Here is a 24,376-nt window from a genome sequence, read left to right on the forward strand (position 1 = left end):
ATCATCCTGATAAGACGCATTCACAAACTGACTTGTTGCACAGACTAAAGGCAAACTATATGGAGTCTCTACACTCCCCTCCCGTAATAACAATGCCATTGATTTTCCTCGGGTAAAAGGCAAATAGTCCGTATTAAAGACCCGTGCTCCATCTTCACTGTACAGTGATAACCCCCAACGTCTCTTCGGGGTCAAAACCATTCCTGAAACGAATACACACACATAAATGTCTGTTTGGGCTGAACTGTATAATTGCTTTTTATGCGCTAAATAGCTCACTTCCGCTTGAGAGTTGGTGGTATGATAAAACACAACACACTTATCTAAATGCGATAATATTGTCGGCAAAGACCAATAGCGCCCGCCTTTAAGGTGGATTTTTGTCGAAACACACAATAAGCCATTTGTGTATTACGTGTAATCGCACTTCGAAATCCCTGAAAGGTCCACACCACTTTTATCTAACTTTTTACTAATATCCCCCAGCACTTTTTTAACACCATCGAGCGTAACTCGTTGCTCGTTTAAGAACTACGTAATATCTGATGCAATAGCGGTCATACGATTATTAGCGTCGCTGTATGAGTTCGGCTCAGTGAGATTAATGCTGTAACTAGTGTTTTTTACGGTAAATGTAGCCGGTTGTGAAATGACTAATTCTGTATCGCTATTAACCCTGTCCACCATATAAATAAAATTAGCATTACCATTTTTAATTAAAATAATGGTACCTGTGCCAGAGACAACAGCAGACCCTGACACTGTGCTAACAGTGCCTGTTGTGTATATCATGATTTATTTCCTAAAATTTAGATACAAAAAAACCACATTAGTGCGGTATTTAATCTTCTAACATTGAAACGTCTATCATAAGCCCTTGTTCCATTAATCCAGAACCTTCTCGACTCGGAGGCATACTTATCCAGCCATCCTCTTCTCCTAAGAACTCGTATCGATACTCAAATGTTAACCCTCCCACATCATCAACCAAGACATAACGCTCGCTATATCTTTTGAATGTCCAAACTTCATCCCACGTGTCAGGGTCTATGTAGCTTCGTATGTTTGTATTATGAAAATACCCCATAGAGCGAGTCTTAATCATGCCATACCGATGACCACTTTTGCCTGCGATTCTTAATGAGCCTTTGCCAGCGCTCCCCGTATTGACATCATAATATTTCTCAAAGCAGACCAACTTAGCAAGAGATGAAAATTTCATTTTCCCTTGCTCATCATAAACTTCAAGACCAACTCCGTGTTGAGGTATGCTTACCTTGGAAATCGGAGCAACCATCCATTGGCTATTTAACGCATAGATTCTCGGATAGCTATCATGAGGGCCTGATGATGACGTTAGTTCATCAGGAGTTGCTTTTCTCAAAACACATATTGTTTCGAGTTTATCGGTTAATTGTATCAGCCTATTATTTGTGTAAATTTCTACACCAACCATTTCACACCACCCATACGACAACATGACTTGAGAATGAGTCATTCGCTTGTGTCTGCCCACCACCAGAGCCATTGTTCTCCCAGCGATAGATATTGTAATCAACGCGGTAATTTAACGTGTTCCCAGATATGGAGTACTCTGTTCTCTCATTAGGCTTATCTACATGAAATTCACCACTCCATCGAGAGCGATACCGTAGCCAGAAATGGCAAACAACCTCACCTCCTAAGGAAATCTCAGGAATAGTAAGAGATCCATATTGGGACAAAGGAAGGTCAAATTGCCCCAAGTGGCGCGGTATAATAGTGTCTTCTCCAATAATGAGTCGCCCTTTCTCATCATATATTTCTAAACCCATGCCCATTACCATATCCCCATTCTGATACGCATTGTGCCTTTTTTATCAAACAAACGTTTTAATATGTTTGTTTCAATCCAGTACCCCTGAGCGTTATTCCCATATTTAATTTCTTCACCAGTGCGCATATTAAGTTGATAGCCCACCTTGTTTGCATGGCTGAAATTGGTTGATTGCAATACATTAGCTATTTTTGCACTGGTAATAGTTGCATCACCAATAAAAGCTTCATTAACAACCACCTGTCCATTCTTCACGATAAACGGTGTCACCACTTTGCCATTTAATGACGATATCACTGCAAAGTTTTGGGCATTGACCAGAAATTGGCTATTTCCTTGTGCATTAAACCCTAAGCCAATGCCCGTAATGACTTTATTCCCTTTGCTATCTTGCTGAACTTTCATTGTCCATGATGCGGAAATTTTGCCATTTATGTCGGTGACCACTTTCGACGTTTGTTCGATTTTGGCTGAACTTGTACCCACTTGGCTTTCAAGGCGAGTGACTTGCTGGGCGGTAGAGGTCACTTTACCTGAGACCTCAGTCACCTTAGTTTCAAGTTGGTTTACCGCATTCGCCGTTGCATTGGCTTTCTGTTCGCTGGACTTAGGTACTTCATTCGCCACAAATCCTTTTGGTGCCACCGATTGTTTGTTATTGGTATAAGTGCGGGTGATAATTTGATGGTTAACACTTTTATGCTTAGTGAGCTGATATTTAGCACCTCCTCGCAAATAGATATATTCCACAGAACCATTCGTTAATTGAGCTGGCCCCATCACAGGGGATTGATTTGTCCATCGCCAATCAAAATTATCAATGATGCGGTTTTCAGACTGGGTTCCCCATCCAGAACCACTCACTTGCCATTCCACAATCATGGCAAAACCTTTGGTATTGTGAGTCGCATAGCTCGGTTTATTGTCTCTATATTGCCCTAATGTCCTAAAAACCTTAAAGGCATAACGTCGAGAAGTTACTAATGGCAAAATAATCGGATAATAGGTGTTTTCATTGAGTTTAGATAAATCTAAATCCACCACCACAGACTCCGTTAAATCGGCTTTCACTGTATCTAATTTGCTGGATAACGTTTGTACCTGAGAGGTTGCGGACATCACTTTGCCATCGAGATTAGTTACTCGCGTATTTAACGCATTCACCACACTGCTATCAGCTTTCCCCTTAAGATTTGAATTGAGCGTTGAAATCTCTTGCGTTTGTGCTTGCTGTTTCGAGGTGAGGGTTTCTAATGATTTATTAATCGCTGAAACATTCCCATTCATCCGTGTTTCCAGTGATTGTCGGGCTTTCGCTTCTGCTTGGTCACCCGAGACCCGCGCTTGTTTCTCGGCGGAAATGAGTCCTGCGGTCACTTTCGATAAATCATTGCCAGTATAATCACCACGAAGTTGAGTAGCTAAGGATTGCCGTTGTTGCGCTTCGGTTTTATCACCCTCAATACGTGCTTGTTGCTCTTGTTTAATTGCGGCAGCCTGTGCTTCTGTTGCCGTTGAAACTTGGTTCATCCGCTCAGCCAGTAATTTTCCTGCCTCCTCCCATTTTTTTTCACTTTCTTCAATCGTTGCTCCATGCCTCATCAACTCAGATAAAATCTTGTCATGATTTATCCTCATCAACTCATGTAATTCAGTAATATCGATTTGGTTAGCTTTACTGTTAATTTCACCCAATAAGTCTTGTGCGAGTTGGTCTCGGCTGATTTGCCCCGCTAATTCATCAAGAATAATACTAGCATCAAACTCAGATTCTCCCAGAATAAACTCAGTCCATTCGGAATGATTACCTATTTTATCTACCAGTCTTGCTCTAAAATAAAGCGTTAAACCTGCTGATAACCCTGCCATTTCATAGGTTTTTGAGGGATAAGGAACATCAGATAACAGCATCAGACCTTCACCATTATTGGTTTTGCTGTACTGAATTTCCGTTTTTAACGTATCACTGGTGTTTTCACCAAATTCCCAGCCTAACTTAATGCCAAATACGAGCGGTGAAGCTCTAAAGTTTACAGGTTTAGGCGGGCTCCCTACTTTTCCTGTCAGTGTTGTTTCTGGCGCATTAGTCCATACACTGGATATTTCAGACGCATTTATCGCACGAACTCTCACCTGATAACGACCAGCATAAATGCCATCAACTTCAAACCCACATGTTGATGTTCTTGGCATTGATACCCAGTTATTATTATCTCTCCGCCATTGAGCCTCATAGGTAATGGCATTATCAACTGCATCCCAATCAACACGCAGAGTAATAAATGAAATACCTTGATTAACCTGAGAATAGGATGATATACGAATGTTTTTAGGTGGTGCTTGCACACTCGGTGGAACAATGGTGATTGGACGCTCACCTATTCTTGCGCCAGAGTCAATGTGATCGTAATTGCTTGGGTTATGGATTGCGCCAGTAATAGTGTATGTATTATCGCCATTATCAGTAATATTAACGACCCGATAAAGTTGTAATGTTAAATCATCAGCATCAACTGTCCAAACTGCGTTTTTCTCTGGTTCCTGTGAGTACTCCGTTGAAATTGTAATGATATTATCAGCAACCAGTGATACGGTTCTTCCCTCTGAGCGCCCGTTTGGCAGATTAACAATCAACCTATCACCTGCTTTAATATTGGCTCTGCGATCAAGTGTTATTTTTCTGCCTTCTACACGCGATATACGTCCACCATTATCTCTTCCAGCCAATGTAGAATCGGCAACAGCAATGATATGACCAGGAGAAGGTATTGCCCCCTCTAATCCTGTCGCAAAACTAATAACTCTGTCGTTAGCATTGGTGAGTAACGCCCAGCGACCTCTACGGTTAGCCTCCGTCTGTCGAGTGCAACCTATCGCTGATATTTCAGTTTTGCGTACTCCGTAACGACGCTGTAGTTTAATATCGGCCACAGCCTCAATCGCATCATTACTGTGGTTATTGGTGTCTGTGTAGGAAACTAATGCTTGTGTATATCGATTTTGCTGACTACCTCCTGAATAGGTAGGCTTACCTCCAACAATATTGGCATTAGTAAACGTTCTAAAAATACTATCTGGCATATCAGCGACAACATTAACCTTGTTATCAGCCCAAAATGTCATACCACGAAAAATAGCCGCTATATCTCTCAGTACTTGGTATGCCGATTCTTGCGATTGAATATAAACATCACACAGGAATCGAGGCTCCTTACCATCACCACCATGCCCATCGGGTACCAATTCATCACAATATTGCGCAATCTTATACAGGTCCCACTTTTCAACCTGAGAAGACTGGATCCGGTCACCACAGCCGTAGCGATTATTGAGTACTAAATCATAAAATACCCATGCCGGGTTATTGGTTGCTGCAAGTTTAAAGGTGCCATCCCATACGCCTGAATAGGCCCGATTAATCGGGTCATAATTCGTGGGCACTTTGATAAGCAAGCCACCTTTTGGGCGAACGCTAATTTTAGGGATGCGATTATTAAATTGACGCGCATTGAAAGTAATAAACAATAGGGCCGTATTTGGATAACGCAATTTAGCATCGATAACATCAGTAACAGCAGAGATAGTAACCTTATCAACAATTCTGGCTGTATTCTGATTCTTAGTTAATCGTCGGACACGGATCTGCCAACCTGTATTTGCCTTGGGTAAGTCAATGCGGTGTGTTCGCTGGTATTCGCTGGTCGTTTTACCATCAAAAGCAGACTTTAATACTTCATTATATCCAGCACCATCTGTAGATAAGTCAATAGCATATTCAATTCTATAGCCTGTAGTATCCCCGTTATCGTGTTGTTGAAACAATTGAGGAACAGATAGTCTAATGCGCACAGCAGATAGCTGAGTGTTATTAATGCTCCGCACATAGGGCTGATCGTCTTTTAATTCCAACCCTACCGATGTTTCGCTATCTACTGATGGGATACCCTGAATGTATTCTTGGTGTTCACTACCCGGTCTAAATTCCCAAGTGACACCCTCAAAATTCTTAGTACCGTCCGCATTGCCAATCGGTGTATCATCAAGAAAAATACGAGTATCGTCTAAGCCACCAGCAATTTCACCTTCTGAGATAGCCAATAAAATCTTAGCTGTTGATTCAGAAAGTAAGCTATCTGGTGATTCCGTGGGCGTATGTCCGCCACCGCCACCACCTTTTGCACCATGAATTAATTCCATATTTCACCCATAAAAAAAGCCACATAGTGGCTATTCTGAAATTCGTTTATGTTATTGCTGATCTTCTGTATAAATACCTGCGGAAATGATTGCCCCACCTACCTCTCGCCTGTCCAGTCCATAAAGTAAAGGAACTGGATTTCCTTGCGCAGTAGAGTTTACAGCTCCGCCAAAGGCATAAGATGGTTTGTTATCTGAATCTTGCCTCATTGATAGACCTCGCGGTTGGGGTGAAAGCATCTGGTAAACACCACCAAGCGCCACACCAAGACCTATGGCCCCAATCAAGTCACTTGCAAATAAGGCAGTACCCCAAGGAGCAAATGTCGCGACACCGATCATGGCAATGCCCAACATAGTTTGAAAGAATCCTCCTCGTTTACTTCCTTTAATGATTGGTGCTATGCGGATCTCTTCTTTGGTATCAAGATGTAATTCATCTTCAGCAATGTTGCGCTTACCTTTAAATACAGCAAACTCCAGCCCTTTCAGATGTGCATTAGCAAGAAACAGCTCAAACCCATCATAAAGCACAGAGAGTGCCTTAATTGCTTCGCGAGGTGAATCTATATCTAATTTGTGTTCACGCCCAAATTTTGCGCCAAGAACACCATATAGACGTATTGTTTTTAGGCTCATACAAACTCTTTCCTCCGAACAATTTTTACAGTCCTATCTCGCCAATAATCGCTGTAGGGGACCAACCTGCTGAGTTGACCATAAAGATGATGAAGTAACATGCCATTCATAATCACACCAGCGTGATTAGGTACATCGGCTTGCACTTGCATGATAATCATGTCACCTTCTTTTGGTTCACCAGCGATATCAACAAAACCCGCTTTCTCGTAGTTATCCGTATACAGGTTTTCGCCTTCTTCCCACCAATGCCGATCAACGCTGTAGTTATGTAACTCAATACCGTGTTTTTGGTGATAATAGTCCATAATTAACGACCAGCAATCAGCATAACCCAGCACAAAAGGACGTCCTTCTAATTCACGCTCACCTCGAGGGTAAATAATTCGAATATCACCCTCTGGACATGATGCGATCACCCAAGGCAATCCAGTTGCATCACACTGTAATTTATCTATTTCGCTAGGTTGAGTCGTTACACCATCACCACAATGGCTGTGCACAATTGCTATTGGCTCACCCCAGTCCTCAGCAAGAGCGTAATCTTCTGGAGAAAGCTCAAAATGCTCTGTTGGGTTATCTGAAAGATTGCTACAAGGAAAGTATTTTTTAACTCGACTTTTCTGACAGATAACTCCGCAAGCTTCTTTGGGATATTCGGCTTTTACATGTTCAAATATCGATTCTCTTAATTTTTTTGTGATCATCTCGTTAACCCCGCAGCGGGAAACCCTCCAAAATCTAATGGCTCATTCTCACCAAAGCGTTTTTTGCAATCACTAATAAGCCCACCACAACTATCTAGCGCTGGATCATCAACAGGGTTTCCTCTCTCATCAAAATATTTATTCCCTGAATATGAGCACCCATTACCACTACGATAATCGCCTTTCATGCACCAGTAACAAAGATTATGAATTTGTCGAACGGGTATCATTACTCCCTGCAAATCAAACGGGCTAGACAGCTCGAACTCTACGGATTCGCCAGCCACCTCATTAGTTTTACGATCGATGTAATAAACTTGTTTAAAGCATTCGTCTGGATTAGCTGTTGAATTTCCCTCAGGAAAGTTTTTAGCATCAAGATAGTGAGCAAATGTCTCATAAATAGTCACTTTGGCTTGCACCATGTCGTCAAACTGAAGACATAGAGATGAAATTAAGCCATCTATATTGGCAACCTTTAGAGATGGTCTCGCTGGACTACCATCACTATTTTTTGCCATTCCTTCAACTTCATAAGGCCATGCCCCGTATTCATTGCCTTGCCACCAAATTGGTTTTGGCTTGATATCACCATTAGATTGCTCTATCTCTTCTGGTGTATGAGGTAGATTGTAAGCATGGAAGCGAAGAATGGGCCCATCAAACTCACTGCCATCCACCTCAATTAATTGAACCTTATTACCCGGCTCTAATTTTTGTACATCTGCTGTGATATTCATGCGCTAAATGCCTGTTCAAACGTAGCTGACAATTTCATTACTCCACCAGATATGGGGATCATCGATATTGAATCAGCTTTAACTCGATAAAGACCTTTTTCACCAAATGGAGGTGTCCAAATAAATGATTTTACTGTGTGTTGCCGAATGAATTTAAAAATAAGCATCACCTCATCTTTCAATCCCATATAAGAGAATGGCCACGTTTGAGATTCTGGATTAATACCATCACCAGCAACTTGTTTGTAACCATCTCCAAATTCAACTTCTTTAATACGATGCTTGAACTCACCGCTTGGCGAATCTTGTATTTGTGTTCGCCATTTAAACTCTTCCATTGGTTACTCCAATAAAAAAAGGCGACACAAAGCCGCCTGATCAAATATCAGGATATTAATAAATATCCATTAGGTTATTTTATATATTCAGCCCAGAGAAACTTACCGAAGGAATGGCTGACTTACTTCGATGGAGAATTGAATATGTTAGTTAGTGAAATGGCTAAAGACATAGAGACCCTTCAAACACGTACTCTTGCTTTAGAGTATATAATTCAAGTAATGATTAGGAATATGTCTGATATTGAAAAAGAAAAACTTATTAGTGAATTAAATAAAGTATCGCATGATAGTCCTGTAACTATCGAGGCGTTTGGTATCATTCAGTCACATTTACATAATTAGTACCATATTATAAAGGCGGTTACTGTGCCGCCTTTATGCGATCTATCATGGTTCTTGCATATTTTTCCGCTCTCCCCATAAATGAAGCAAATGTTTCATTTGGGTTATAATCCTCTGTGTACTTAAATTGTAACTTTGGTTCTTCATCTGGGGTATTATTTCCCACTATCTCCATTACTGTAATTTCTGACGTTAATATAGGTTTTTCACTTATTTTTATGGCCCCAATGCCATATCTTTTTACATCCCCTGTAATTTCCACTCCTGAAAATTTGTTTGATAACAATGGGAACTCTACTTTGATTTTCATAACTACCTCTCTTAATTGCCTTTGATTGTTCTTGATAATGCAGATGCTGGGTTTCTAAGTAAATTGTTAACCCCACTTTCCACCATTTGCTGGAATTCACGCTTTAATGATGAAGCATTGGCTTGATTACTTGACGGCTGTTGCTGTTGTCCATTTTCAATATTAATATCTCCTAAATTAATCTGTACGTTTCCACCACTAGCAATTTGAGGATTGCGAGCGATAAATGCTGTTGGCTGTGTAACCGACATTGGCGCTGAACCACCGACATGACCACCTGAAGCATAACCTCGCTTTCCTGCATCCATTAGTCGATAAAGGTTGGCAATACCTAATCGTTGCGTTGCTTCCTTGGTAAAGACGAACTCGCCTTTATGTACTACACCCGCTGGATCATGTTTTCCACCATCGCCTGTATAACCACCACTTGCAAATCCAAAGAAATTACCTACCGCACTACCACCAAATGCCGCTTTCATAGCATTTAGCATAGCCATCTGCATTAACATCTTGGTGGTCATTTCTAAGAATGAGCGAGTGAAGTCAGCAAAATTAGCTTTGCCCGTCAATACAAAATCAGAGAGACTGTTACTCATGCCCTGAAATGCTGATTGACTAATTTGAGCTACGTTACCGTAAACGTTTGTTGCCTGATCTTGGAATTCAGCAAAGCCTTTCTTAACGCCTAACTCCCAGTTAGCACGAATAGAGTCTTCCTTAGCATAATACTCCTCTAAGGCTTTTCTCTCGTCTGGTGATTTAGCTTTCTCTAATGCGATGTCTCGTTGATACATGCGGCCAGACTTACCAGCTCCCAACTCTAAGGCGCGACTTCTGGCATTAATTTCTTCAACACGTTTAAGTTGCTTATCTAACTCACGATTATGTAACTCCTGAAGCTTAACCTCATCACCAGCTATGGCCAATGCTTCTTGAGAAGCAAGAATGTAGTCCTTTTTAGCAAGCAACGCCTTTTCGTCCTTGGTTAACTGTCTTGTTTTCTGAGCCTCCTCAAGGATTGATATTTTCGCCTCCATATCCCACAGTTTTTTACGCTCAGAGCTAATCACATCACTAACTGTTTTATGCTCTTTTAACACCTTCAATTGTGCTTGTAGGGATAATAGGGCTTGATTTGCTGATTCATCTACTCTAGTACCATAATCTGGTCGGTAGGTTGGGGTTTTAGATGTTCTATCTTTAAATTTATTATTTATATTTTGTACTGCTAACTTCCTTTTATCTTCAGTCCAAAATTCAGGGTCTCTTCTAACTTGCTCCCATAGCTTATTTAGGGCTGCTGTTCTTTTTTGAGCGTTAGTTGCAGTATCTTCTAATAATTTATTATATTCTCTAATTGATTCTTTTCTTTTTTCATCCGCCTCCTTGGATTTGTTTTGTGCTTTTTCATAACCTTCATGAGAAGATACGACGAAACTTAAAATCTTTTGTTGCTCCTTTAAGTTGCGAATCATATTTTCTCTTTGTTCTTTGGTTCCATGCCAAAATCCAGCATTTTCCCATTCTTTTATTCTGTCGTTTATCTCAGCTAACGCCTCCGCATCGGAAAGAGGTTTACCAATATTTTTTAAAGCATTTCCTGCATTCTTTATTGCGGTTGCAACATCATTCCATGCTCTCTCTAATGAACCTATATTTTGATTCATAGATCTAGTTCTTCTATCAGTTTCCTCTGACAGTTTTTTAATTGAAAACTCAGAAGCTTCTTGTGTTTTTCCTGCTATTTCTAATGACTTAATGTGCTCGTATTCAGACGCAGTCAACAAATGCAATGTTTTATCTAATTCTAAAATAGCATTTACAGGATCATCCTTTAGCCTCTTAAATTGGTTTATTGTTTCATCTATTGATTTTCCGGTGGATTGCTCCATTTGTGCTGCAGCCCTTGCCACCAACAAAATCTGGTCTCCTTGAAAACGCCCACTACCCACCACTTTAGTTAGAGCTGAGGCCATGTCACCCTGAGTAATCCAGTTCCCAACTAAAGTTTTAGATAATTGATTTAATTCATAGGCTGTTTTGCCAGCGTAACGTCCCGTCATTATCAATTGCTTATTAAACTCAGCAAATTCTTGAGATCCTTTATAAGCAGAGTAAGCCAGGGCTAGTGATGCAGTTGTTGCTGTTGCAATAGCAATCTTTGTTGGAGTAATTATCGATGCAAGCGCCTTCAACGAGTTTCCAATACCACCAAATGAGTCCTTTATTTGCCCCCCTTGTTGTATCATCACCATCCAGACTGGCATTCCTGATGCTAATGACGTAACAATATCTGTCATTTGCATGGGAAGTTGACGCATTGCTTGTTTATATTGACCAATAGTGATTGAGCCATTCATAAAGGCTTTTTCTTGCTCTTTTAGCTTATTGATCATCGGCGCAGCTTGTTGCGACACGCCAAGTTGAGCCGCTTTTAACTCTAAAATCTCAGTCCTCGTTTTTCCTATGATTTCAGTTTGATTTTTCAGTGAATTTAAAAAATCATCAGCAGCTTGCTTGGCTCTATTTGTTGCCGCCTCTTGAGCTAACAGCGCCCGCCCTTCAGCCGTAAGGGACATATTAACTCGTGTTAATTTATCTCTAGTCTGCTCAAGTATGGCGTTATACTTTGCAATCTCATCACTTGGGTAAATACCTTTTTTGCTAGCGCTGGCTAATTTAGCTTGCCATTCATCTAGTTTTTGAAACGCTTTATTGGTTGGATTTATCGAGTTAAGTAAATTATCAAATTCTTCCCTTTGCTTTTTTATTGCATCAGAAATTTTCTTTTGATGACCAACACCTCTATTAAATTGGTCATTTAAATTTCGCGAAGAACCGCTTACCTTTTCTGCCGTATCGCCGAATTCCTTTAACTTTTGTGTGCCACGCTCCAGATCTGACGTATCAGCCTTTAATGATATTGTTGCTATATCTGCCATTTAGTTTCCTCCAGATATAAAAAAACCACCCGAAGGTGGCTTGTTTGTGAATATTCTCTATTATTTACCATAAACAAAATGATGCAGATTGCTCATAAAATCTCCCCTAACATCGCTAGGTATAGATTTCATTGCCTTAGATATCTCATCGTTAAAATCAGTGAATACATCGTGACCATAAGGCAACTTAGAAATTAAATGTTCAGCAAACTTCTTAATTTCATCCTTATTTATTCGATAATTTCCATTATCTATGGAAATAAATCTATAATGTAATTCCTCTAATTTGTCTGATTTTATAAATGAATCTAATATTAATTGACTCACCTTGTCTCTAAACTCTTTTTTTATTTCTTTAGGTAGAAGTGACTGAATTGTTTCAATATTAAACTTCTGTCTAGCTAGCAGTGCTTCACCGGAAATATCTTCATCCTCAAATTTAATCCGCTGAACAAGTTTAGCCAATTTTTCATAATTTAGAACAGCTTTTCCGGATGAAGTATCGTACAGTTCTGTTTGATCATAATTAATGGCATTGAATTTTATTTTTAAGTTAGTCTCTTTTTCTTTCTGTAATCTTTTATGTTCTGATAAATCACTACCACAATGCTTACACTTAATAGCTTCGTTACTTATGAATTCCGCACAGAATGGACATTTAACTTGGCCTGACTCAATTGATCTTCTACCACCAAATATGACCATCATTAGCCCGCAAAAAATAACAAAACAGCTAATTAGAATATAATTCTGCCTTTGCGCCATCAGCCCGAAATTATTTACCCTACCTCCATAGCTAGTTGCCACACTGACATCCATGTTAAAAGCGGCAAATGCTGCCAAAATACCTATAACAAGCAATCCCCATCCGAAACCTTTCATGTAGCCCTCACTAAATTTTTACTTATTCATTTATGATAGCTCGATGTAAATGCAAAACAAAGCAAACGTTAGGTGCAAAAAAAACCTGCCGATTGGCAGGGTTAGTTGATGTTTGATTTAAAATTAAAAAGAGCTTTTTTTATTTTCTTCTATTTCCTTAACACATTCTGGATTGTTAGCGAATGTGTACTGAAGGAAGATATACCCATTCGATCCGCTATCCGCTCTCGCCTCAACAGCTATACTACTCAGTTCATTTTCTTTCATGTTGTCATTTTGCTCTTTCCACCTAGCACTTAAATATCTTTCTTGCTTATACAACCCCATCATCCAGTCTTGAGGGTTCCGCCATATAGATCCAGATAAAAGAATATCTTCTTGTTTTGGTTTTCCATACAAAGATTCCAAAGTATTAACCAACCCATTGAATTCCTGCCGTAACGGCTGTCCGTAACTGTTTGTTTTTATATCATTACCAATAGCTCTTATCTGACATAAACCAACTGTTGGAGAGATAACTAATCCAAATGATGCAAACTCGGAGTTTTTTTTAGGTGAGCTGTTCGTTAAGTATAGGTTTTGCTCATCATCAACAAGGCGTATCTCGCCAGTTATCATTGATTCAATGTTTTCTCTTGTAAGTCCAATCTTAAACCCAAATGGGCCTGATTCCGGCGGGAGCATAGATTGCTTTTCATTATCTGATTTAAGATTTTCTTTTGTATTTATCTGGGAGTTATTGTTGCTTAATTGATTATCATAGTTAATTGGTGCCAATCCATATTTAGCAGATAAATACTTTTGTTGTAACGTAGCTAACGTTTGCTCTTGTGTTGCTATTGTTGCTAATTTCATTGATAGAATTAATCCACCAGAATATTTCTTAGCTTCGTTTTTCTCGCTTTCAATTTTCTTTTTTAATTTGATTTATTTCCGCTTCAAGTTTATTTGCTAGATCTTGGTTTGCTTGGGTTTGCTCTATAACAATGTTAACTTTAGCTCCAGACTCAAGAGCATTTATCCGTTGCTGTAAAAGAGCCTTATTCACCTCTAAAACTTCAGTTTTTGCAGTAATTAGAGATTTTATTAACCCGCCAGAATACAAATTCTGCTCAGATTTAGATTCTGATATGTCATTTTCAACCTGTGATAACTCTGATTTTAAATTATTTACTAGTTCAATATCTTGAGGTGATAACTCTTTTTGACCACAACCAGAAATTAATAATGAACCAATAAAAATCGCCAAAACTGTTTTTTTCCTCACAACACCATCCTCGTTAGTTAATTTGTTATTAGTTTAGCTGTTTGTGGTGCAAATTGAAGCAAACAAAAACCTGCCGAAGCATGTTTATAGAATTATGATACCAATTCTGATGAGAACAATCTTTCTAAAAACTTTTTATTTATTAAATATTCTATATTTTCATTTAGATATAAAAATGAATGCTTTATGTCTTCTTTATTATTAATTAGCAAAAAATTATCTAGTGACGACTGCACTGAAACGAGGTCATTACATAGATTTCTGCTTTTTTTCTTTTCAAAAATCTTGGATGAATCAATGTATTTATAGCTTTTTGATACATCAATATCAGCCTTGACATTGTTATGAACGTAATTACATGCATCAGAATATACCCTAGCAAGTGCGCTAACACCGTCTACACCTTTATATCTTTCTTTAAACTCACTGAACATCCTTGTAACACCGATCTCATCATCATTATCTTTGTTCAACAAGAATCTAATTGAATTTTCAATGCATGACCTTATATTAAAATAAAAGTATCTATCTTCATTTTTTTTTATTGCTGAAATACAACCTAAAAAATCATAGATGACGCTTAATAAGTGTCTATTACCTCTCAAAGATTTTTCGTGAATTATCTTCAAAAAAATAGACTTTTTTACCGCTGATATTAACGAGTCAACAACATATTGGTCAGGAATTACTTTTAGGTCTTCTTTGAACTTGGACACTGTTCCCAACACGTTGTAAGGGTCAATAGTAAGGAAGTTACTCACCCCTAAACCCCTTTATCCACTTTGAGATACTTTCTGTTGTAGTATTTTTACCTTTTCTCTTTTTATTTTCTTTCTTTTTCGCTTCTAAAGCGATATCGTTGATTGGCAGCTGATCTAGCTTTTCATAAATGATATTGACAACAGTATTTTTAGCTGTGAAATGATTTCCATCAGAATATTTTCTAACTATATCTTTCGCAAGCCTAGAGAACATAAGGGTTCTTGAGGATACAACGTATCTTTTATATTCTATCTTAAATGCATCTTTAATAAATTCACTCAATTCAAAATTCGACTTAAAAATTTCTTTGGAAAATATTACTAAAGATAGAAACCCGATCATAAACTCAAGCGATTCAGAATCTTTTAGTTCCATTAATTTCTTTTTAGTTATTAATTTATTCTGATTCATCATCAACCTCTTTAAGCTTAGCCTCGAGTTCCGTACATATTCTATCAATGATTTCTTTAGACTGAGAATACGCTGACGCAAAATTTAATTGCTGACCAACCTGTAAATCCCTAACCTTTGAAAAATGATTCTTGAAGAAATATAGATCCCTGATTCCTTTTTCGGTTTCTATAGCCGTCTTAATTGCTCTGGTCTTCTTGGTCAATCTTTTTGGTGCAGTATCGGTATAAATAACACCCAACGGCTTTATTGTAAGTCTTTGATCTCTAGCCAGCTTAGAAACAATTGATAGCAAATTGTTACTCCCTAATACTGAATACTGATCTATTCTCATTGGCATTATATAATGTGTAGATGCCATTATGGACGCTTCGGTATACATCGAAATGGTAGGCGGACAATCAATAAAAATATAGTCGTAGATTTCTCTTAACTTATTGTCTTCAATGAAATTTCTTATCCTAATCAATCTAATTGTATCTACCGTGTTATGCTCAAACATTATGTTTATATCACCAGGGATTATATCTAGATTTGGATATACACTGTAAATAACATCTTCTTTTTTTAATACTGCATCTTCATCATATATAGAAGCATTTACTTCAAATATTCTCTTGATTGTCTTTCTTTGTTTTACTAAAGATAAGTACTCACTTATTTTATCATGCTTACCCATAAAAGATTGTGTTGCATTAAACTGAGGATCAATATCTATTATTAATACTTTTTTATCCTTATAGTTTGCTAAATACTCACCAATACTAATACATAGAGTGGTCTTTCCCACCCCACCCTTCATATTAATAAAGCTAATTACAGGCGCATTCATGTGCAAGCTCCAAAGAAAATATCAAAATATATTACAGGCACTAAAAAATTTTACATTCCTGTTTTTTATACAGTAACAACAAAATAAAATGTGATATTAGTCACTTTTTACCCTCATTCATCTTCTTGATAGTTTCCATGAACAGTTCTTTGAACTTTTCGGAATCAAGCTGTGACAATTCGTTTAAGTTTTTAGGGATGCTATCCTCATCTACCGCAGACTGAAGAATCATAACCATTTCAGCATTAAGAGATCGCCCATTCTTACTTGCCCTTTGCATTAACTTTTCTTTCAAAGTATCAGGCATTCTAAGGCTGTAAGGCGTCATATCTCTTATTCGCGTATTTTTTTGTGACATACAACCACCAGTAAAGTCATTGTGATATCACAATATACTCAATTATTCGTTGACTATATAGATTCACATTGATATCTTTGTGATGTCACATAGACACATAAAAGGATGAAAATATGAATACCAATAAAAAAACAGGAAAATTTCAACTCAGATTAACAGAGGTGTTAAAAAGTAAAGTGGTAGAACTCTCAGCGAAAGATGGTATTTCGCAAAACTCAATAGTTAATCAAGCGATAGCTTGGTATGTGAAAGAAAGAGAAAAACGTGTCAACTAAAACAGCGAAGCCCCAACTATTTGCGGTAGCTAGGGCTTCTAATTTGTCAGAAACTACGGAGTAACCGACATGACTAGTGTATCAACAATTAACGTACCTTTCCACGGTAACAACCTGTATGTAGTAAATTTCAACGGCGAACCATATGTACCAATGAAGCCAATAGTTGAAGGCATGGGGTTAACTTGGCAATCTCAATTTGAAAAGCTAAAACAAAGGTTTCGTAAAGGGATCACGGAAATCGTGATACCTTCAAAAGGCGGTGAGCAATCAATGCTTTGCCTAGCTCTCCGTAAACTTGCAGGCTGGCTTCACACTATCAGCCCTAACAAAGTCAAACCAGAGATCCGCGATAAAGTAATCAAGTATCAAGAAGAGTGTGACGACGTACTTTATGAATATTGGACTACTGGTGAAGTTAAGAAAAAACACAAATCAACTGTTCAAGAACGCAACCCATTAAAGAATGCTGTTAATCTACTGGTTAGTAAGAAAGGCATTATGTACCCAGAAGCCTATTCTCTTGTTCACCAGAAATTTAATGTTAGTAGCATTGAAGAGCTAACAGCAGATCAGATACCCGATGCGGTTGAGTATATTCACAAATTCGTTCTTGAAGGTGAATACATTCCTAAACAGGAAGAAAATATACTTTTTGAGCCAAATCAAAACTCAATCACTGTAACCATACCCAAAGAGGGAAGATGGTTGGTTTCTTATAAAAATGGAAAGCAACAAGTAGTTAGCGTTGATGGTCATAACGTTGTCAGTGTTGAATATATTCAGAAGTTACAACGTGACTCTAACGCCCTCATTGAGTTATTGCAAAATTTCCGTCTACGCACCCAAGTTATGCAAGGTGAGAAAAGCGGAGATATTTTAAATACTCCGTTAATTGCATAACAACAGTAGTAACGCCCAAGGATGGGCTATCAATTCTCGCGATTCGCTATAATCAAACTATATCAATAGGTTGTAGATTTCAGGCAATAAAAAACCCACCGGAGTGGGTTCGATTCTAGTTTAATTTGCCGTGACATTCTTTATATCTTTTACCACTACCGCAGTGGCAAGGGGAATTTCTTGATTGTGGTGCATTATCACTCTTATCCCACACCCCTTTAGCATCTCTATCTTTTAGTTTTTCTATAAAACCCAAAAGCACATCATCAAAGGCCAATAGCTCTGATGCTTTTATGACGTAGCCCAAGCTATTAGGGAATGCTCCATCAATACTAGTTTTGGAATAGCCCTCTTTATCTTGGTCTTGGTTTTGGTCTTGGTTTTGGTCTTGGTCTTTTGATGTTATCAAAACTGGTGACTGATTAACTGCATAAACAGTTCCTAATAAAGCAATTCGACTCCCTGCACAAAGGCATCCATCCTTATCCATATAGCTACCTATATTAGCTAAAAAAACGGGTGAGCCGCTTGAACCTGGATAAACACCTGCATCTATCATAAATTCAGGCTCTCCGTTTAAATCCAACCTAACATCTGTTGCTGTAACGCCTTTTCGTATAATAGGTAAGTTATGAGCGGTATCCCAAAGACCATTCGGATATCCAATCATAACGATATCCTCCATAGGGGATAACTCACTAAGTAGTTCTTTACTTACAATAAAACCTTTACCAAAAGAGGAGTAATGAAAATTTTTACCAAGAGCTTCTGCAGAATTTAATATCATACCTATGGGGATAATAGCTAAATCAATATCATCATTAGGGTGTAATATTACATAATCATTTAGATCTTTTATTCTTATAGCTTCGTGATTCCCTAAATCTGGGTTACCGTCCTTATCTCGCAATGTTAGATGAAATATCGCTTCAACCCCATCCTTAAGAACATGTTTATTTGTTACTATACATGGACATGATTTATCATTTTCTTCATCTTCTAAGAAACAAAATATATACCCAGTTCCCGACGAAGCACCTTTACTACCCTTTAAGCATTCGATCCTAACAGTACTATGAACGAGTATTTCTATGGGATTACTTGGCTGTTTCATTTAATTAATACCCTTTGAATATTAAACAAGAATATTAATTTAATTTATGAATTTTAACTTATCCACTTTTGACTTAAGTTTTGTGATATAGAATGTGATAATTCTTGAAGCTTAATTTCTAATTCCATCACTTTCTTATACAAAAGAGACATGTTTTTATCTTCTATAAAAATACCACCACCTTCTAAATAATTGACATCTTTATTCTCACTTTTAAAAAAGAGCATTTCTGTAGTTAATTTATTTAGTTTATTCATAATTTTCTCTTCCCGCTTACCAATCGACGCTTACCACTGATTAGATTATTATTGTGACCTCTTATGCATCACCTCTAACGCCTTAGCTTCCATAATCCGCAAATCGCTAAACACGGTCGCTCTGTCTTTGATGTTGAATAAGTCCATCACTTGGCTTAACGGGGTGTAATCCAGCCCAGTGATACCATTCATGCCTACACGCCACTGTGTATTCATGGCTGAAAATACTTGGTACGAATCCCAAACATCAGGCCACACCTCAACATCATCAATATCAGGCGGAAAGCCAAAAGCGCGCTCGAACTCAGTCGATTCTTTTGAACTCATTCCGCCATACATTGCCTCGGCGACCGTTAGGAGTTTTTTTCGCGGTTACCTAACAGTTCGTTGTAATACGTTGATGAAATAGCACGAGAGGCTGAAGGGTAGTTATCTAACAATATGTTTAAATTTTCTTTGTTGTATGGTTCTTCGATCGCCCAGTCAGCAATAATCTGCTCAAAGAACTCAGAAATAGGTTTTTCTCGCATTCCATCAAGCTCACTTACTGAGTGATGTTTAAATGTGAATGTAACTACTTCTGGCTTTTCTTTGCCAGCAACAGGAATTTTAACGTTAGCTTTGAAGGTTGGATTTGGGACGAGTGTAAATTTAGGCATTGTAAATCCTTAAAAAGCCCCTGATTCGGGGCTGTTGTGAGTATTTATTGGTTAAGATGCGCTGGTGTAAATCTGCATTTCAGATTTAAGTGAGAATCGCGCTGTTACGTTTTCAACTTCGTTGATAGCGGTGTTTGGCACACGTTGGAATGAAATTGAAGCTGTGTAATAGCGATCTTCTTCTGCGCGTTTATTGAAGAATCGGATTGCAGTAACTTGCTTACTGTCGTCCAATTTTGTTAATAACTTACGGATAGGCAACTTGGCATCGTGAGCAAAGGTATAAACCTGTACAACACCATTTTTATAGGTATCGATAGTTTCTGCCTGCTCATCTTCAAGGAATTGAACCTCTTGAGTTTGCTGTTCCCCACCTTCGGTAGATAGTGTCATTACCTGTGGCATGACTTCCCATGATAGTACTTTCTTTAATGTTCCTGTACCGCCACCAGCAGGAAACACATTTTTATCACTGGTATCGACACCTTCTAAGGTGATTTTAGATTCAGCGACACTTGCAACACGGAAAGCACCCGAAGCTTTTTTCCAGCCAGATGTAACATGAACAATATCGCCTTTAGCAATGTCACCCACATCATCAACTGTTAGTACGGCTTCTTCGGCATTAGTTGCCTCGGTAATTTTAATTTCGTCATCGTATTTACTTGCGACGTAAACACGCGACCCATTAGGAATGTTATAGGCCATTGTTAACCTCTATTTTAGGTATAAAAAAACCGCAATTAAGCGGTGTTATCGGATTGCATTACATCGATAGGATGCACGAATAGGAATGGTATAATTTGTTTCATCTGAAATTGGAGGGAACTGGCTAGGCTCTCCGTTAATGTAGATACCCTCCCCTAATGTTAATCCATTTTCTAATCTGTTTTTAACGTCATCAGCAATAGTTGATATCTTAGCGTCCCCACCCCCTACTTTCCCAACTACGTTAATTTGGATAACACCACGATAAACAGGCATATCCAGAGATAACCCGATGTTATCCGTTTCTGCTGGCATGACATGGAGTTGAAGATAGGGATCGTTAATATCATTAAAAGGAAGATTGGGCCATGCGATTTTAAGATTTAAATCCTTGCCAATGCTCGCCACCAGCTTTCGTATTTCAGTATTAATTGTCGACTGATTCATGATTTAGTTTCCGATACGGCAGAGTTGAAAAACTGACTAAATTCCTCAGCAGTCACAGCAACCATACCGTTAGGTGCTTGTTTCGAATGCCCCATTTCAAGGCGGTAAGCATAAGGCACATTGTTTGTGAAATAGATAGCTTTCATTCCTACCTTAAATTGTTCAATAACAACGTTGCCTAACGCCTTTGTCATATTGCCTGACTTATCTATGCGCCCCGTCTCGCCTTCCGCTGGGGCATCAAATGACACCTGCCAATTACCTCTAAACCGCCCCCCTGTATAACCAGGAGGAACATAAATATCCATAGAGTCATTAACACGAACACGCTTTTTTAATTGACGTCGCTTTGGTGTTAAATTATTAGGATCTTGTTTTAGATACTCATTATGTTCAAAAACTGCTTTATTGTAGTTTGAGGCAACCCTATTAACTTCCCATAATTCAGGATTTCCAACAGGTGACATATCAACAAGCTTCGCTAATATTTTAAACCCTGTATTTTTGACAACCGTTTCAATATTTGCGTTAGATTTGTCGATAAAGATATTAATCGACTTCATGAACTGATCTGACATGTCACGCCCTCAGTTGAGACTGATAGCAGATAATAATATCAGCGGGTTTAACAGGGTTCGGTTCATGAACGCGCAACCAAACGCCATCGACAAGCACCTTATCCCCTTTCTGAATATCAATATCTGGAGGAAGTATCATTTTAATATCCGTAGAGAGAATAAGCGTGCCATCGATTTCGTAAGGTTTATATTGCGTTTTTACCCCGACAACAGAAAATAACGTTTCTGGCTCAAAGTGTTCCTGCCCCTCATCATCAACCCAATGCTTACCATCACGCTTAGCCTGATAGGAAACGCCATATTTTTTCAACATCCTTAATGCTGTACTCTGCCCACGTTGATAAATGTTCATGGCTACCTCATTGCAAATGTATTAATGGCAAATCCATCCGAGACATCAATCAAGCCAGACAATAAACCTTTTAACCAAGGAAAGTTTGGTGCGCCAGTATTAGTGCCTTCGGCATATTGCACAGTAATAGCGCCCTCAATTCGCTCTGAGGTGATTTCAGCGCCTAACGTGGGCTGTAGGTCATTTTCTACTGATTCAATCGCTAAACGGCATTGAGCTTGGATTAATTGCTTTGGTATCTGATCGCTTGGGATGGCAACACCGTCGCGAGATAGCCCTGAGCGAGGGAAAGATAAAGGTTGATTTGGGTTAGTTCGTTTACCTAACCATTTTTGCGATTCAAGATAATCCATCGCCGTAATTAGTAATGCCTCTAATCCACTATCTGCCAAAGTGATATTTCTATCCTCAGCGTATTTCTTCAAATCATCCACACTTGCGTAGCTATTAAATATTGGAGAGTTCTTATCAGGATCAATCATGCTCACCTCAAAAAAAAGAGGGGCACAAAGCCCCTTAAATTACTCGTCTGGAGAAGTTTTTTCTGTGAATGTAATTGCATCAGTATTTTGTGCAACACCATCAACAGTGGCTGTGACAATAAATTCACCCTGTGAATCAGAAGTTAATTTCACTGTCGCACCACCAGCTTTGCCCGTCTTAGATGAAGTAACGCTTAATTTACCACCTGTTGTAGACCAATTAACGGTAGCTCCTTCGACTGGAGAGCTGCCCTTGGTGTAATTAAGAGTGATCGTTACTGTATCTGTACTGTCAGCGATAGCGGACGTTTTATCCGCTGACAGGGTTACTTTCCCTCTTCGGCAGTCAGTTTAATCATGACGCCAGCGGTTAATTTGTTGCTAGTGAAATGCTTCTTCCAGTTACCTGCGGTGCCTAACTGTGTTAAATCAGGGTTTTTTCCTTTTGATTCATCCCAGCTATAGCCCAGAACGCCAACGTTAACCACGCCTTCACCACGATAACCAACTTCCAAGTTCTCCTTGTCATTGATTTCATAAGATCGGAAAGTCGGCTCTTGGGATTCAGTGATAGTCACAGCACCCGGCACTAAACCAAAGATGGCATCTACTGGCGCTGTATCCGTTACCAGCACAGGCTTACCTAATGTGCCTGGCTGTCCACCGTAGATAACCACACCCGCTTCTTCATATACTTTGTTGTCAATGGCCTGATCAACAATATCGAAGTAGGTGGTTGAGTGCATAACAAACAGATTTACGCGGTTGAACTTATCACCATATCTGCGTAAACCTTTGGTCAGTGTTTTCTTGCCATCTGTCGCAATATCCGCAGTCACCACCATTTCTTTGTTATTGCCAATAGCGGCACCTAAAGCAGCTAAAGAGTATTTGATATAACCCTCTAGTGAAGCATCTGCCGCATCGGTACCCACTAACTCAGAGAACTCCGATACATCACGGCCACGGCGTTTAAATGCTTCTTCTGTCGTTGCATAAGGACCATATTTCCAAGGTGCTTTTACATCAACAGATTCGCCCGCGCCGATTTTTTTGTTCTCTACAGATGCTGTGGAGTTTACATCACGATGCTCAATCGAACCGCCGATCTGATAAAATGCACGCTTACGGAAGTCCCCCTCAATAAAAAGGTTATCCAGCACAATTGCGCCGTTTGATGCCTGATTAAATACTGCTAAATTATCTTGACGGCGTTCTAAAAACGCAGTTTGTGCTAAATCGTTATAAATTACTAAATCATTATTAGTCGTCGTAGCCATTACTTATATTTCCTTACTCTTTTGGAAGTTTTAAATATGCGTCACGCCCGTATCGGCGAATATAATCAGCCTTGTCACTGGCGGACATTTGAGAACGTTTAAAATGTGCACCACCTTGTTTATGTTTCCCTGCATCTGTACCAGAGGCTGCGGGGAATAAGTGAGGAGCACTTTCTTTTAGGGATTCAATCCATTCAATAGGTGATAATGGCGTGCGACCATCTTTGCCCATGATTGGATTGCCATCTTCATCAACGGCTACGGCCTGACCTTCATCGTTGATCTGAAAAATGCCTTTGGCACGTAAAATTAAATCTTCTTGAGCACTGCTTAATGCACCCGCTTTCCCTGCTGCAGAACGAATTTCATCGCCTAACACACGAGCACGGAATTTATTTGCAAACGCCTCTGCCTTTTCAGCTTTAGAGCTTGCTTCTTTTAACTTCTTGTCGAAATCACCACGCAAACGCTCAGTGCGCTTATTGAGAACCTCGTCAATCTTGCCATCTGCAATGAGCTTGGCTTCTTCGTCATTCTCAAAGCGTTTAAGCATGCCCTTCACAGTGTCTGGGTCAATGCCTTCAAAACGTTTCAGGTTATCGCCTTGCTCTTTGAGCTTGCCTAGCAACTCACTGTTTTTAGCCTTTAGCCCTGAAACCTGCTGGTCGATAATAGCTTGAATTTCTGGAGTGATTTCCGGTGTTCCACCACCTCCACCTTGCGAACCATCATCAGCCTGTGAATAATATTTGCGTTCGATATTCATAAATAACAT

At 39.0% G+C, this 24,376-nt stretch carries 32 protein-coding genes and 1 pseudogene; 3 read left to right on the forward strand and 30 right to left on the reverse strand.

Translation table 11 applies throughout. The annotated features are described in order from the left end of the window. The 9 genes and pseudogenes from HMPREF0693_RS18960 to HMPREF0693_RS13185 form a co-directional block, all read right to left on the reverse strand. Positions 1 to 348: pseudogene (locus HMPREF0693_RS18960) on the reverse strand (hypothetical protein); the annotation flags it as partial. A 183-nt stretch (positions 349 to 531) separates the two neighbouring features. Then, positions 532 to 792: a hypothetical protein gene (locus HMPREF0693_RS13150; RefSeq protein WP_004245934.1), complete on the reverse strand. Its 261-nt coding sequence runs from the start codon at positions 790 to 792 to the stop codon at positions 532 to 534. A gap of 49 nt (positions 793 to 841) precedes the next feature. Then, entirely contained in the window at positions 842 to 1,456 is a 615-nt protein-coding gene (locus tag HMPREF0693_RS13155; RefSeq protein ID WP_004247523.1) for a hypothetical protein, read from the reverse strand. Position 1,457: 1 nt separating this feature from the next. Further along, positions 1,458 to 1,820, reverse strand: coding sequence for a hypothetical protein (locus HMPREF0693_RS13160; protein WP_004247521.1), 363 nt, complete (start codon positions 1,818 to 1,820; stop codon positions 1,458 to 1,460). After that, on the reverse strand, positions 1,820 to 6,013 hold the full coding sequence (locus tag HMPREF0693_RS13165) for a TipJ family phage tail tip protein (RefSeq protein ID WP_004245937.1): 4,194 nt from the start codon (positions 6,011 to 6,013) through the stop codon (positions 1,820 to 1,822). The genes HMPREF0693_RS13160 and HMPREF0693_RS13165 overlap by 1 nt, the downstream gene beginning before the upstream one ends. Positions 6,014 to 6,064: 51 nt before the next feature. Continuing rightward, the gene (locus HMPREF0693_RS13170) at positions 6,065 to 6,652 is read right to left on the reverse strand and encodes a tail assembly protein (RefSeq protein ID WP_004245938.1); all 588 of its coding nucleotides are present in this window, start codon (positions 6,650 to 6,652) and stop codon (positions 6,065 to 6,067) included. Further along, complete coding sequence (locus HMPREF0693_RS13175) at positions 6,649 to 7,359, reverse strand: C40 family peptidase (RefSeq protein ID WP_004245939.1); 711 nt, start codon at positions 7,357 to 7,359, stop codon at positions 6,649 to 6,651. The genes HMPREF0693_RS13170 and HMPREF0693_RS13175 overlap by 4 nt, the downstream gene beginning before the upstream one ends. Next, a complete protein-coding gene (locus tag HMPREF0693_RS13180; protein WP_004245940.1) occupies positions 7,356 to 8,099 on the reverse strand; it encodes a phage minor tail protein L in 744 nt (247 codons plus the stop codon). Before HMPREF0693_RS13180 ends, HMPREF0693_RS13175 begins: the two co-directional genes overlap by 4 nt. After that, the gene (locus HMPREF0693_RS13185) at positions 8,096 to 8,437 is read right to left on the reverse strand and encodes a phage tail protein (protein WP_004245943.1); all 342 of its coding nucleotides are present in this window, start codon (positions 8,435 to 8,437) and stop codon (positions 8,096 to 8,098) included. Before HMPREF0693_RS13185 ends, HMPREF0693_RS13180 begins: the two co-directional genes overlap by 4 nt. Before the next feature lie 144 nt (positions 8,438 to 8,581). Here HMPREF0693_RS13185 and HMPREF0693_RS13190 point away from each other — a divergent pair, with 144 nt between their 5' ends. Beyond that, a complete protein-coding gene (locus HMPREF0693_RS13190; protein WP_004245944.1) occupies positions 8,582 to 8,782 on the forward strand; it encodes a hypothetical protein in 201 nt (66 codons plus the stop codon). Between the two features lie 19 nt (positions 8,783 to 8,801). Here HMPREF0693_RS13190 and HMPREF0693_RS13195 read toward each other — a convergent pair whose 3' ends face one another. The 9 genes from HMPREF0693_RS13195 to HMPREF0693_RS13230 all read right to left on the reverse strand — a co-directional run bounded on the left by HMPREF0693_RS13195 (position 8,802) and on the right by HMPREF0693_RS13230 (position 16,546). Next, positions 8,802 to 9,092: a hypothetical protein gene (locus HMPREF0693_RS13195; RefSeq protein ID WP_004245945.1), complete on the reverse strand. Its 291-nt coding sequence runs from the start codon at positions 9,090 to 9,092 to the stop codon at positions 8,802 to 8,804. An 11-nt stretch (positions 9,093 to 9,103) separates the two neighbouring features. Continuing rightward, complete coding sequence (locus HMPREF0693_RS13200) at positions 9,104 to 12,034, reverse strand: phage tail tape measure protein (protein WP_004245946.1); 2,931 nt, start codon at positions 12,032 to 12,034, stop codon at positions 9,104 to 9,106. Positions 12,035 to 12,094: 60 nt separating this feature from the next. Continuing rightward, the gene (locus HMPREF0693_RS18360) at positions 12,095 to 12,916 is read right to left on the reverse strand and encodes an RING finger protein (protein WP_004245947.1); all 822 of its coding nucleotides are present in this window, start codon (positions 12,914 to 12,916) and stop codon (positions 12,095 to 12,097) included. Positions 12,917 to 13,039: 123 nt separating this feature from the next. Further along, positions 13,040 to 13,771, reverse strand: a complete 732-nt coding sequence (locus HMPREF0693_RS19575; protein WP_004245948.1) for a nucleoside/nucleotide kinase family protein — start codon at positions 13,769 to 13,771, stop codon at positions 13,040 to 13,042. 49 nt (positions 13,772 to 13,820) lie between these two features. After that, positions 13,821 to 14,183: a hypothetical protein gene (locus HMPREF0693_RS19580; RefSeq protein ID WP_004245949.1), complete on the reverse strand. Its 363-nt coding sequence runs from the start codon at positions 14,181 to 14,183 to the stop codon at positions 13,821 to 13,823. A 92-nt stretch (positions 14,184 to 14,275) separates the two neighbouring features. After that, positions 14,276 to 14,944, reverse strand: a complete 669-nt coding sequence (locus HMPREF0693_RS13215; protein ID WP_004245950.1) for a hypothetical protein — start codon at positions 14,942 to 14,944, stop codon at positions 14,276 to 14,278. Further along, positions 14,937 to 15,356, reverse strand: a complete 420-nt coding sequence (locus HMPREF0693_RS13220) for a hypothetical protein (protein WP_012367638.1) — start codon at positions 15,354 to 15,356, stop codon at positions 14,937 to 14,939. The genes HMPREF0693_RS13215 and HMPREF0693_RS13220 overlap by 8 nt, the downstream gene beginning before the upstream one ends. Continuing rightward, a complete protein-coding gene (locus tag HMPREF0693_RS13225; protein WP_004245953.1) occupies positions 15,343 to 16,188 on the reverse strand; it encodes a ParA family protein in 846 nt (281 codons plus the stop codon). Before HMPREF0693_RS13225 ends, HMPREF0693_RS13220 begins: the two co-directional genes overlap by 14 nt. A gap of 100 nt (positions 16,189 to 16,288) precedes the next feature. After that, on the reverse strand, positions 16,289 to 16,546 hold the full coding sequence (locus HMPREF0693_RS13230) for an Arc family DNA-binding protein (RefSeq protein ID WP_004245954.1): 258 nt from the start codon (positions 16,544 to 16,546) through the stop codon (positions 16,289 to 16,291). Positions 16,547 to 16,659: 113 nt separating this feature from the next. On the opposite strand from HMPREF0693_RS13230, the gene HMPREF0693_RS18970 reads away from it, so the two are divergent. Both HMPREF0693_RS18970 and HMPREF0693_RS13235 read left to right on the forward strand, forming a co-directional pair. Continuing rightward, positions 16,660 to 16,821 (forward strand): toxin-antitoxin system HicB family antitoxin, encoded by a 162-nt coding sequence (locus HMPREF0693_RS18970; RefSeq protein WP_004245955.1) that lies wholly within the window; start codon positions 16,660 to 16,662, stop codon positions 16,819 to 16,821. 69 nt (positions 16,822 to 16,890) lie between these two features. Next, positions 16,891 to 17,724 carry a phage antirepressor N-terminal domain-containing protein gene (locus HMPREF0693_RS13235; protein WP_004245956.1) on the forward strand — a complete coding sequence of 278 codons (834 nt, stop codon included), beginning with the start codon at positions 16,891 to 16,893 and terminating at the stop codon, positions 17,722 to 17,724. 115 nt (positions 17,725 to 17,839) lie between these two features. On the opposite strand, the gene HMPREF0693_RS13240 is transcribed toward HMPREF0693_RS13235, so the two are convergent. The 12 genes from HMPREF0693_RS13240 to HMPREF0693_RS13295 form a co-directional block, all read right to left on the reverse strand. Further along, positions 17,840 to 18,838 (reverse strand): S1 family peptidase, encoded by a 999-nt coding sequence (locus HMPREF0693_RS13240; protein ID WP_004245957.1) that lies wholly within the window; start codon positions 18,836 to 18,838, stop codon positions 17,840 to 17,842. A 53-nt stretch (positions 18,839 to 18,891) separates the two neighbouring features. Then, a complete protein-coding gene (locus HMPREF0693_RS13245; RefSeq protein ID WP_004245958.1) occupies positions 18,892 to 19,095 on the reverse strand; it encodes a hypothetical protein in 204 nt (67 codons plus the stop codon). A gap of 48 nt (positions 19,096 to 19,143) precedes the next feature. Next, positions 19,144 to 19,353 (reverse strand): DUF1799 domain-containing protein, encoded by a 210-nt coding sequence (locus HMPREF0693_RS13250; protein ID WP_428829690.1) that lies wholly within the window; start codon positions 19,351 to 19,353, stop codon positions 19,144 to 19,146. 95 nt (positions 19,354 to 19,448) lie between these two features. Further along, positions 19,449 to 19,754, reverse strand: a complete 306-nt coding sequence (locus tag HMPREF0693_RS13255; RefSeq protein ID WP_004245960.1) for a phage tail assembly chaperone — start codon at positions 19,752 to 19,754, stop codon at positions 19,449 to 19,451. A gap of 51 nt (positions 19,755 to 19,805) precedes the next feature. Next, positions 19,806 to 20,462: a phage tail protein gene (locus HMPREF0693_RS13260; protein WP_004245961.1), complete on the reverse strand. Its 657-nt coding sequence runs from the start codon at positions 20,460 to 20,462 to the stop codon at positions 19,806 to 19,808. Positions 20,463 to 20,507: 45 nt separating this feature from the next. Beyond that, a complete protein-coding gene (locus HMPREF0693_RS13265) occupies positions 20,508 to 20,909 on the reverse strand; it encodes a phage tail terminator-like protein (RefSeq protein WP_004245963.1) in 402 nt (133 codons plus the stop codon). Continuing rightward, positions 20,906 to 21,487 carry a hypothetical protein gene (locus HMPREF0693_RS13270; RefSeq protein WP_004245966.1) on the reverse strand — a complete coding sequence of 194 codons (582 nt, stop codon included), beginning with the start codon at positions 21,485 to 21,487 and terminating at the stop codon, positions 20,906 to 20,908. Before HMPREF0693_RS13270 ends, HMPREF0693_RS13265 begins: the two co-directional genes overlap by 4 nt. Before the next feature lies 1 nt (position 21,488). Beyond that, positions 21,489 to 21,839 (reverse strand): hypothetical protein, encoded by a 351-nt coding sequence (locus HMPREF0693_RS13275; RefSeq protein ID WP_004245967.1) that lies wholly within the window; start codon positions 21,837 to 21,839, stop codon positions 21,489 to 21,491. Positions 21,840 to 21,841: 2 nt separating this feature from the next. Then, positions 21,842 to 22,321: a DnaT-like ssDNA-binding protein gene (locus tag HMPREF0693_RS13280; RefSeq protein WP_004245968.1), complete on the reverse strand. Its 480-nt coding sequence runs from the start codon at positions 22,319 to 22,321 to the stop codon at positions 21,842 to 21,844. A 39-nt stretch (positions 22,322 to 22,360) separates the two neighbouring features. Next, positions 22,361 to 22,645: an Ig-like domain-containing protein gene (locus tag HMPREF0693_RS18975; RefSeq protein ID WP_107033975.1), complete on the reverse strand. Its 285-nt coding sequence runs from the start codon at positions 22,643 to 22,645 to the stop codon at positions 22,361 to 22,363. Positions 22,646 to 22,647: 2 nt separating this feature from the next. Next, entirely contained in the window at positions 22,648 to 23,601 is a 954-nt protein-coding gene (locus HMPREF0693_RS13290) for a major capsid protein (RefSeq protein ID WP_004245970.1), read from the reverse strand. Between the two features lie 13 nt (positions 23,602 to 23,614). Then, on the reverse strand, positions 23,615 to 24,376 hold the full coding sequence (locus tag HMPREF0693_RS13295; protein WP_004245971.1) for a hypothetical protein: 762 nt from the start codon (positions 24,374 to 24,376) through the stop codon (positions 23,615 to 23,617).

Origin of the sequence: Proteus mirabilis ATCC 29906 (assembly GCF_000160755.1) — a bacterium.
Taxonomy (GTDB): domain Bacteria; phylum Pseudomonadota; class Gammaproteobacteria; order Enterobacterales; family Enterobacteriaceae; genus Proteus; species Proteus mirabilis.

Bases quoted from the DNA above. Each gene is read 5' to 3' on its own strand.
- HMPREF0693_RS13175 (WP_004245939.1), bottom strand. From the start codon at position 7,359: ATGATCACAAAAAAATTAAGAGAATCGATATTTGAACATGTAAAAGCC.
- HMPREF0693_RS18360 (WP_004245947.1), bottom strand. From the start codon at position 12,916: ATGAAAGGTTTCGGATGGGGATTGCTTGTTATAGGTATTTTGGCAGCA.
- HMPREF0693_RS13235 (WP_004245956.1), top strand. From the start codon at position 16,891: ATGACTAGTGTATCAACAATTAACGTACCTTTCCACGGTAACAACCTG.
- HMPREF0693_RS13200 (WP_004245946.1), bottom strand. From the start codon at position 12,034: ATGGCAGATATAGCAACAATATCATTAAAGGCTGATACGTCAGATCTG.
- HMPREF0693_RS19575 (WP_004245948.1), bottom strand. From the start codon at position 13,771: ATGAAATTAGCAACAATAGCAACACAAGAGCAAACGTTAGCTACGTTA.
- HMPREF0693_RS18970 (WP_004245955.1), top strand. From the start codon at position 16,660: ATGAATACCAATAAAAAAACAGGAAAATTTCAACTCAGATTAACAGAG.
- HMPREF0693_RS13245 (WP_004245958.1), bottom strand. From the start codon at position 19,095: ATGAATAAACTAAATAAATTAACTACAGAAATGCTCTTTTTTAAAAGT.
- HMPREF0693_RS13290 (WP_004245970.1), bottom strand. From the start codon at position 23,601: ATGGCTACGACGACTAATAATGATTTAGTAATTTATAACGATTTAGCA.
- HMPREF0693_RS13160 (WP_004247521.1), bottom strand. From the start codon at position 1,820: ATGGGCATGGGTTTAGAAATATATGATGAGAAAGGGCGACTCATTATT.
- HMPREF0693_RS13270 (WP_004245966.1), bottom strand. From the start codon at position 21,487: ATGTCAGATCAGTTCATGAAGTCGATTAATATCTTTATCGACAAATCT.
- HMPREF0693_RS13165 (WP_004245937.1), bottom strand. From the start codon at position 6,013: ATGGAATTAATTCATGGTGCAAAAGGTGGTGGCGGTGGCGGACATACG.
- HMPREF0693_RS13265 (WP_004245963.1), bottom strand. From the start codon at position 20,909: ATGAATCAGTCGACAATTAATACTGAAATACGAAAGCTGGTGGCGAGC.
- HMPREF0693_RS13280 (WP_004245968.1), bottom strand. From the start codon at position 22,321: ATGATTGATCCTGATAAGAACTCTCCAATATTTAATAGCTACGCAAGT.
- HMPREF0693_RS13275 (WP_004245967.1), bottom strand. From the start codon at position 21,839: ATGAACATTTATCAACGTGGGCAGAGTACAGCATTAAGGATGTTGAAA.
- HMPREF0693_RS13170 (WP_004245938.1), bottom strand. From the start codon at position 6,652: ATGAGCCTAAAAACAATACGTCTATATGGTGTTCTTGGCGCAAAATTT.
- HMPREF0693_RS13225 (WP_004245953.1), bottom strand. From the start codon at position 16,188: ATGAATGCGCCTGTAATTAGCTTTATTAATATGAAGGGTGGGGTGGGA.
- HMPREF0693_RS13295 (WP_004245971.1), bottom strand. From the start codon at position 24,376: ATGTTATTTATGAATATCGAACGCAAATATTATTCACAGGCTGATGAT.
- HMPREF0693_RS13155 (WP_004247523.1), bottom strand. From the start codon at position 1,456: ATGGTTGGTGTAGAAATTTACACAAATAATAGGCTGATACAATTAACC.
- HMPREF0693_RS13150 (WP_004245934.1), bottom strand. From the start codon at position 792: ATGATATACACAACAGGCACTGTTAGCACAGTGTCAGGGTCTGCTGTT.
- HMPREF0693_RS13190 (WP_004245944.1), top strand. From the start codon at position 8,582: ATGTTAGTTAGTGAAATGGCTAAAGACATAGAGACCCTTCAAACACGT.
- HMPREF0693_RS13195 (WP_004245945.1), bottom strand. From the start codon at position 9,092: ATGAAAATCAAAGTAGAGTTCCCATTGTTATCAAACAAATTTTCAGGA.
- HMPREF0693_RS13185 (WP_004245943.1), bottom strand. From the start codon at position 8,437: ATGGAAGAGTTTAAATGGCGAACACAAATACAAGATTCGCCAAGCGGT.
- HMPREF0693_RS13240 (WP_004245957.1), bottom strand. From the start codon at position 18,838: ATGAAACAGCCAAGTAATCCCATAGAAATACTCGTTCATAGTACTGTT.
- HMPREF0693_RS13180 (WP_004245940.1), bottom strand. From the start codon at position 8,099: ATGAATATCACAGCAGATGTACAAAAATTAGAGCCGGGTAATAAGGTT.
- HMPREF0693_RS13255 (WP_004245960.1), bottom strand. From the start codon at position 19,754: ATGCCTAAATTTACACTCGTCCCAAATCCAACCTTCAAAGCTAACGTT.
- HMPREF0693_RS13230 (WP_004245954.1), bottom strand. From the start codon at position 16,546: ATGTCACAAAAAAATACGCGAATAAGAGATATGACGCCTTACAGCCTT.
- HMPREF0693_RS13220 (WP_012367638.1), bottom strand. From the start codon at position 15,356: ATGAATCAGAATAAATTAATAACTAAAAAGAAATTAATGGAACTAAAA.
- HMPREF0693_RS13260 (WP_004245961.1), bottom strand. From the start codon at position 20,462: ATGGCCTATAACATTCCTAATGGGTCGCGTGTTTACGTCGCAAGTAAA.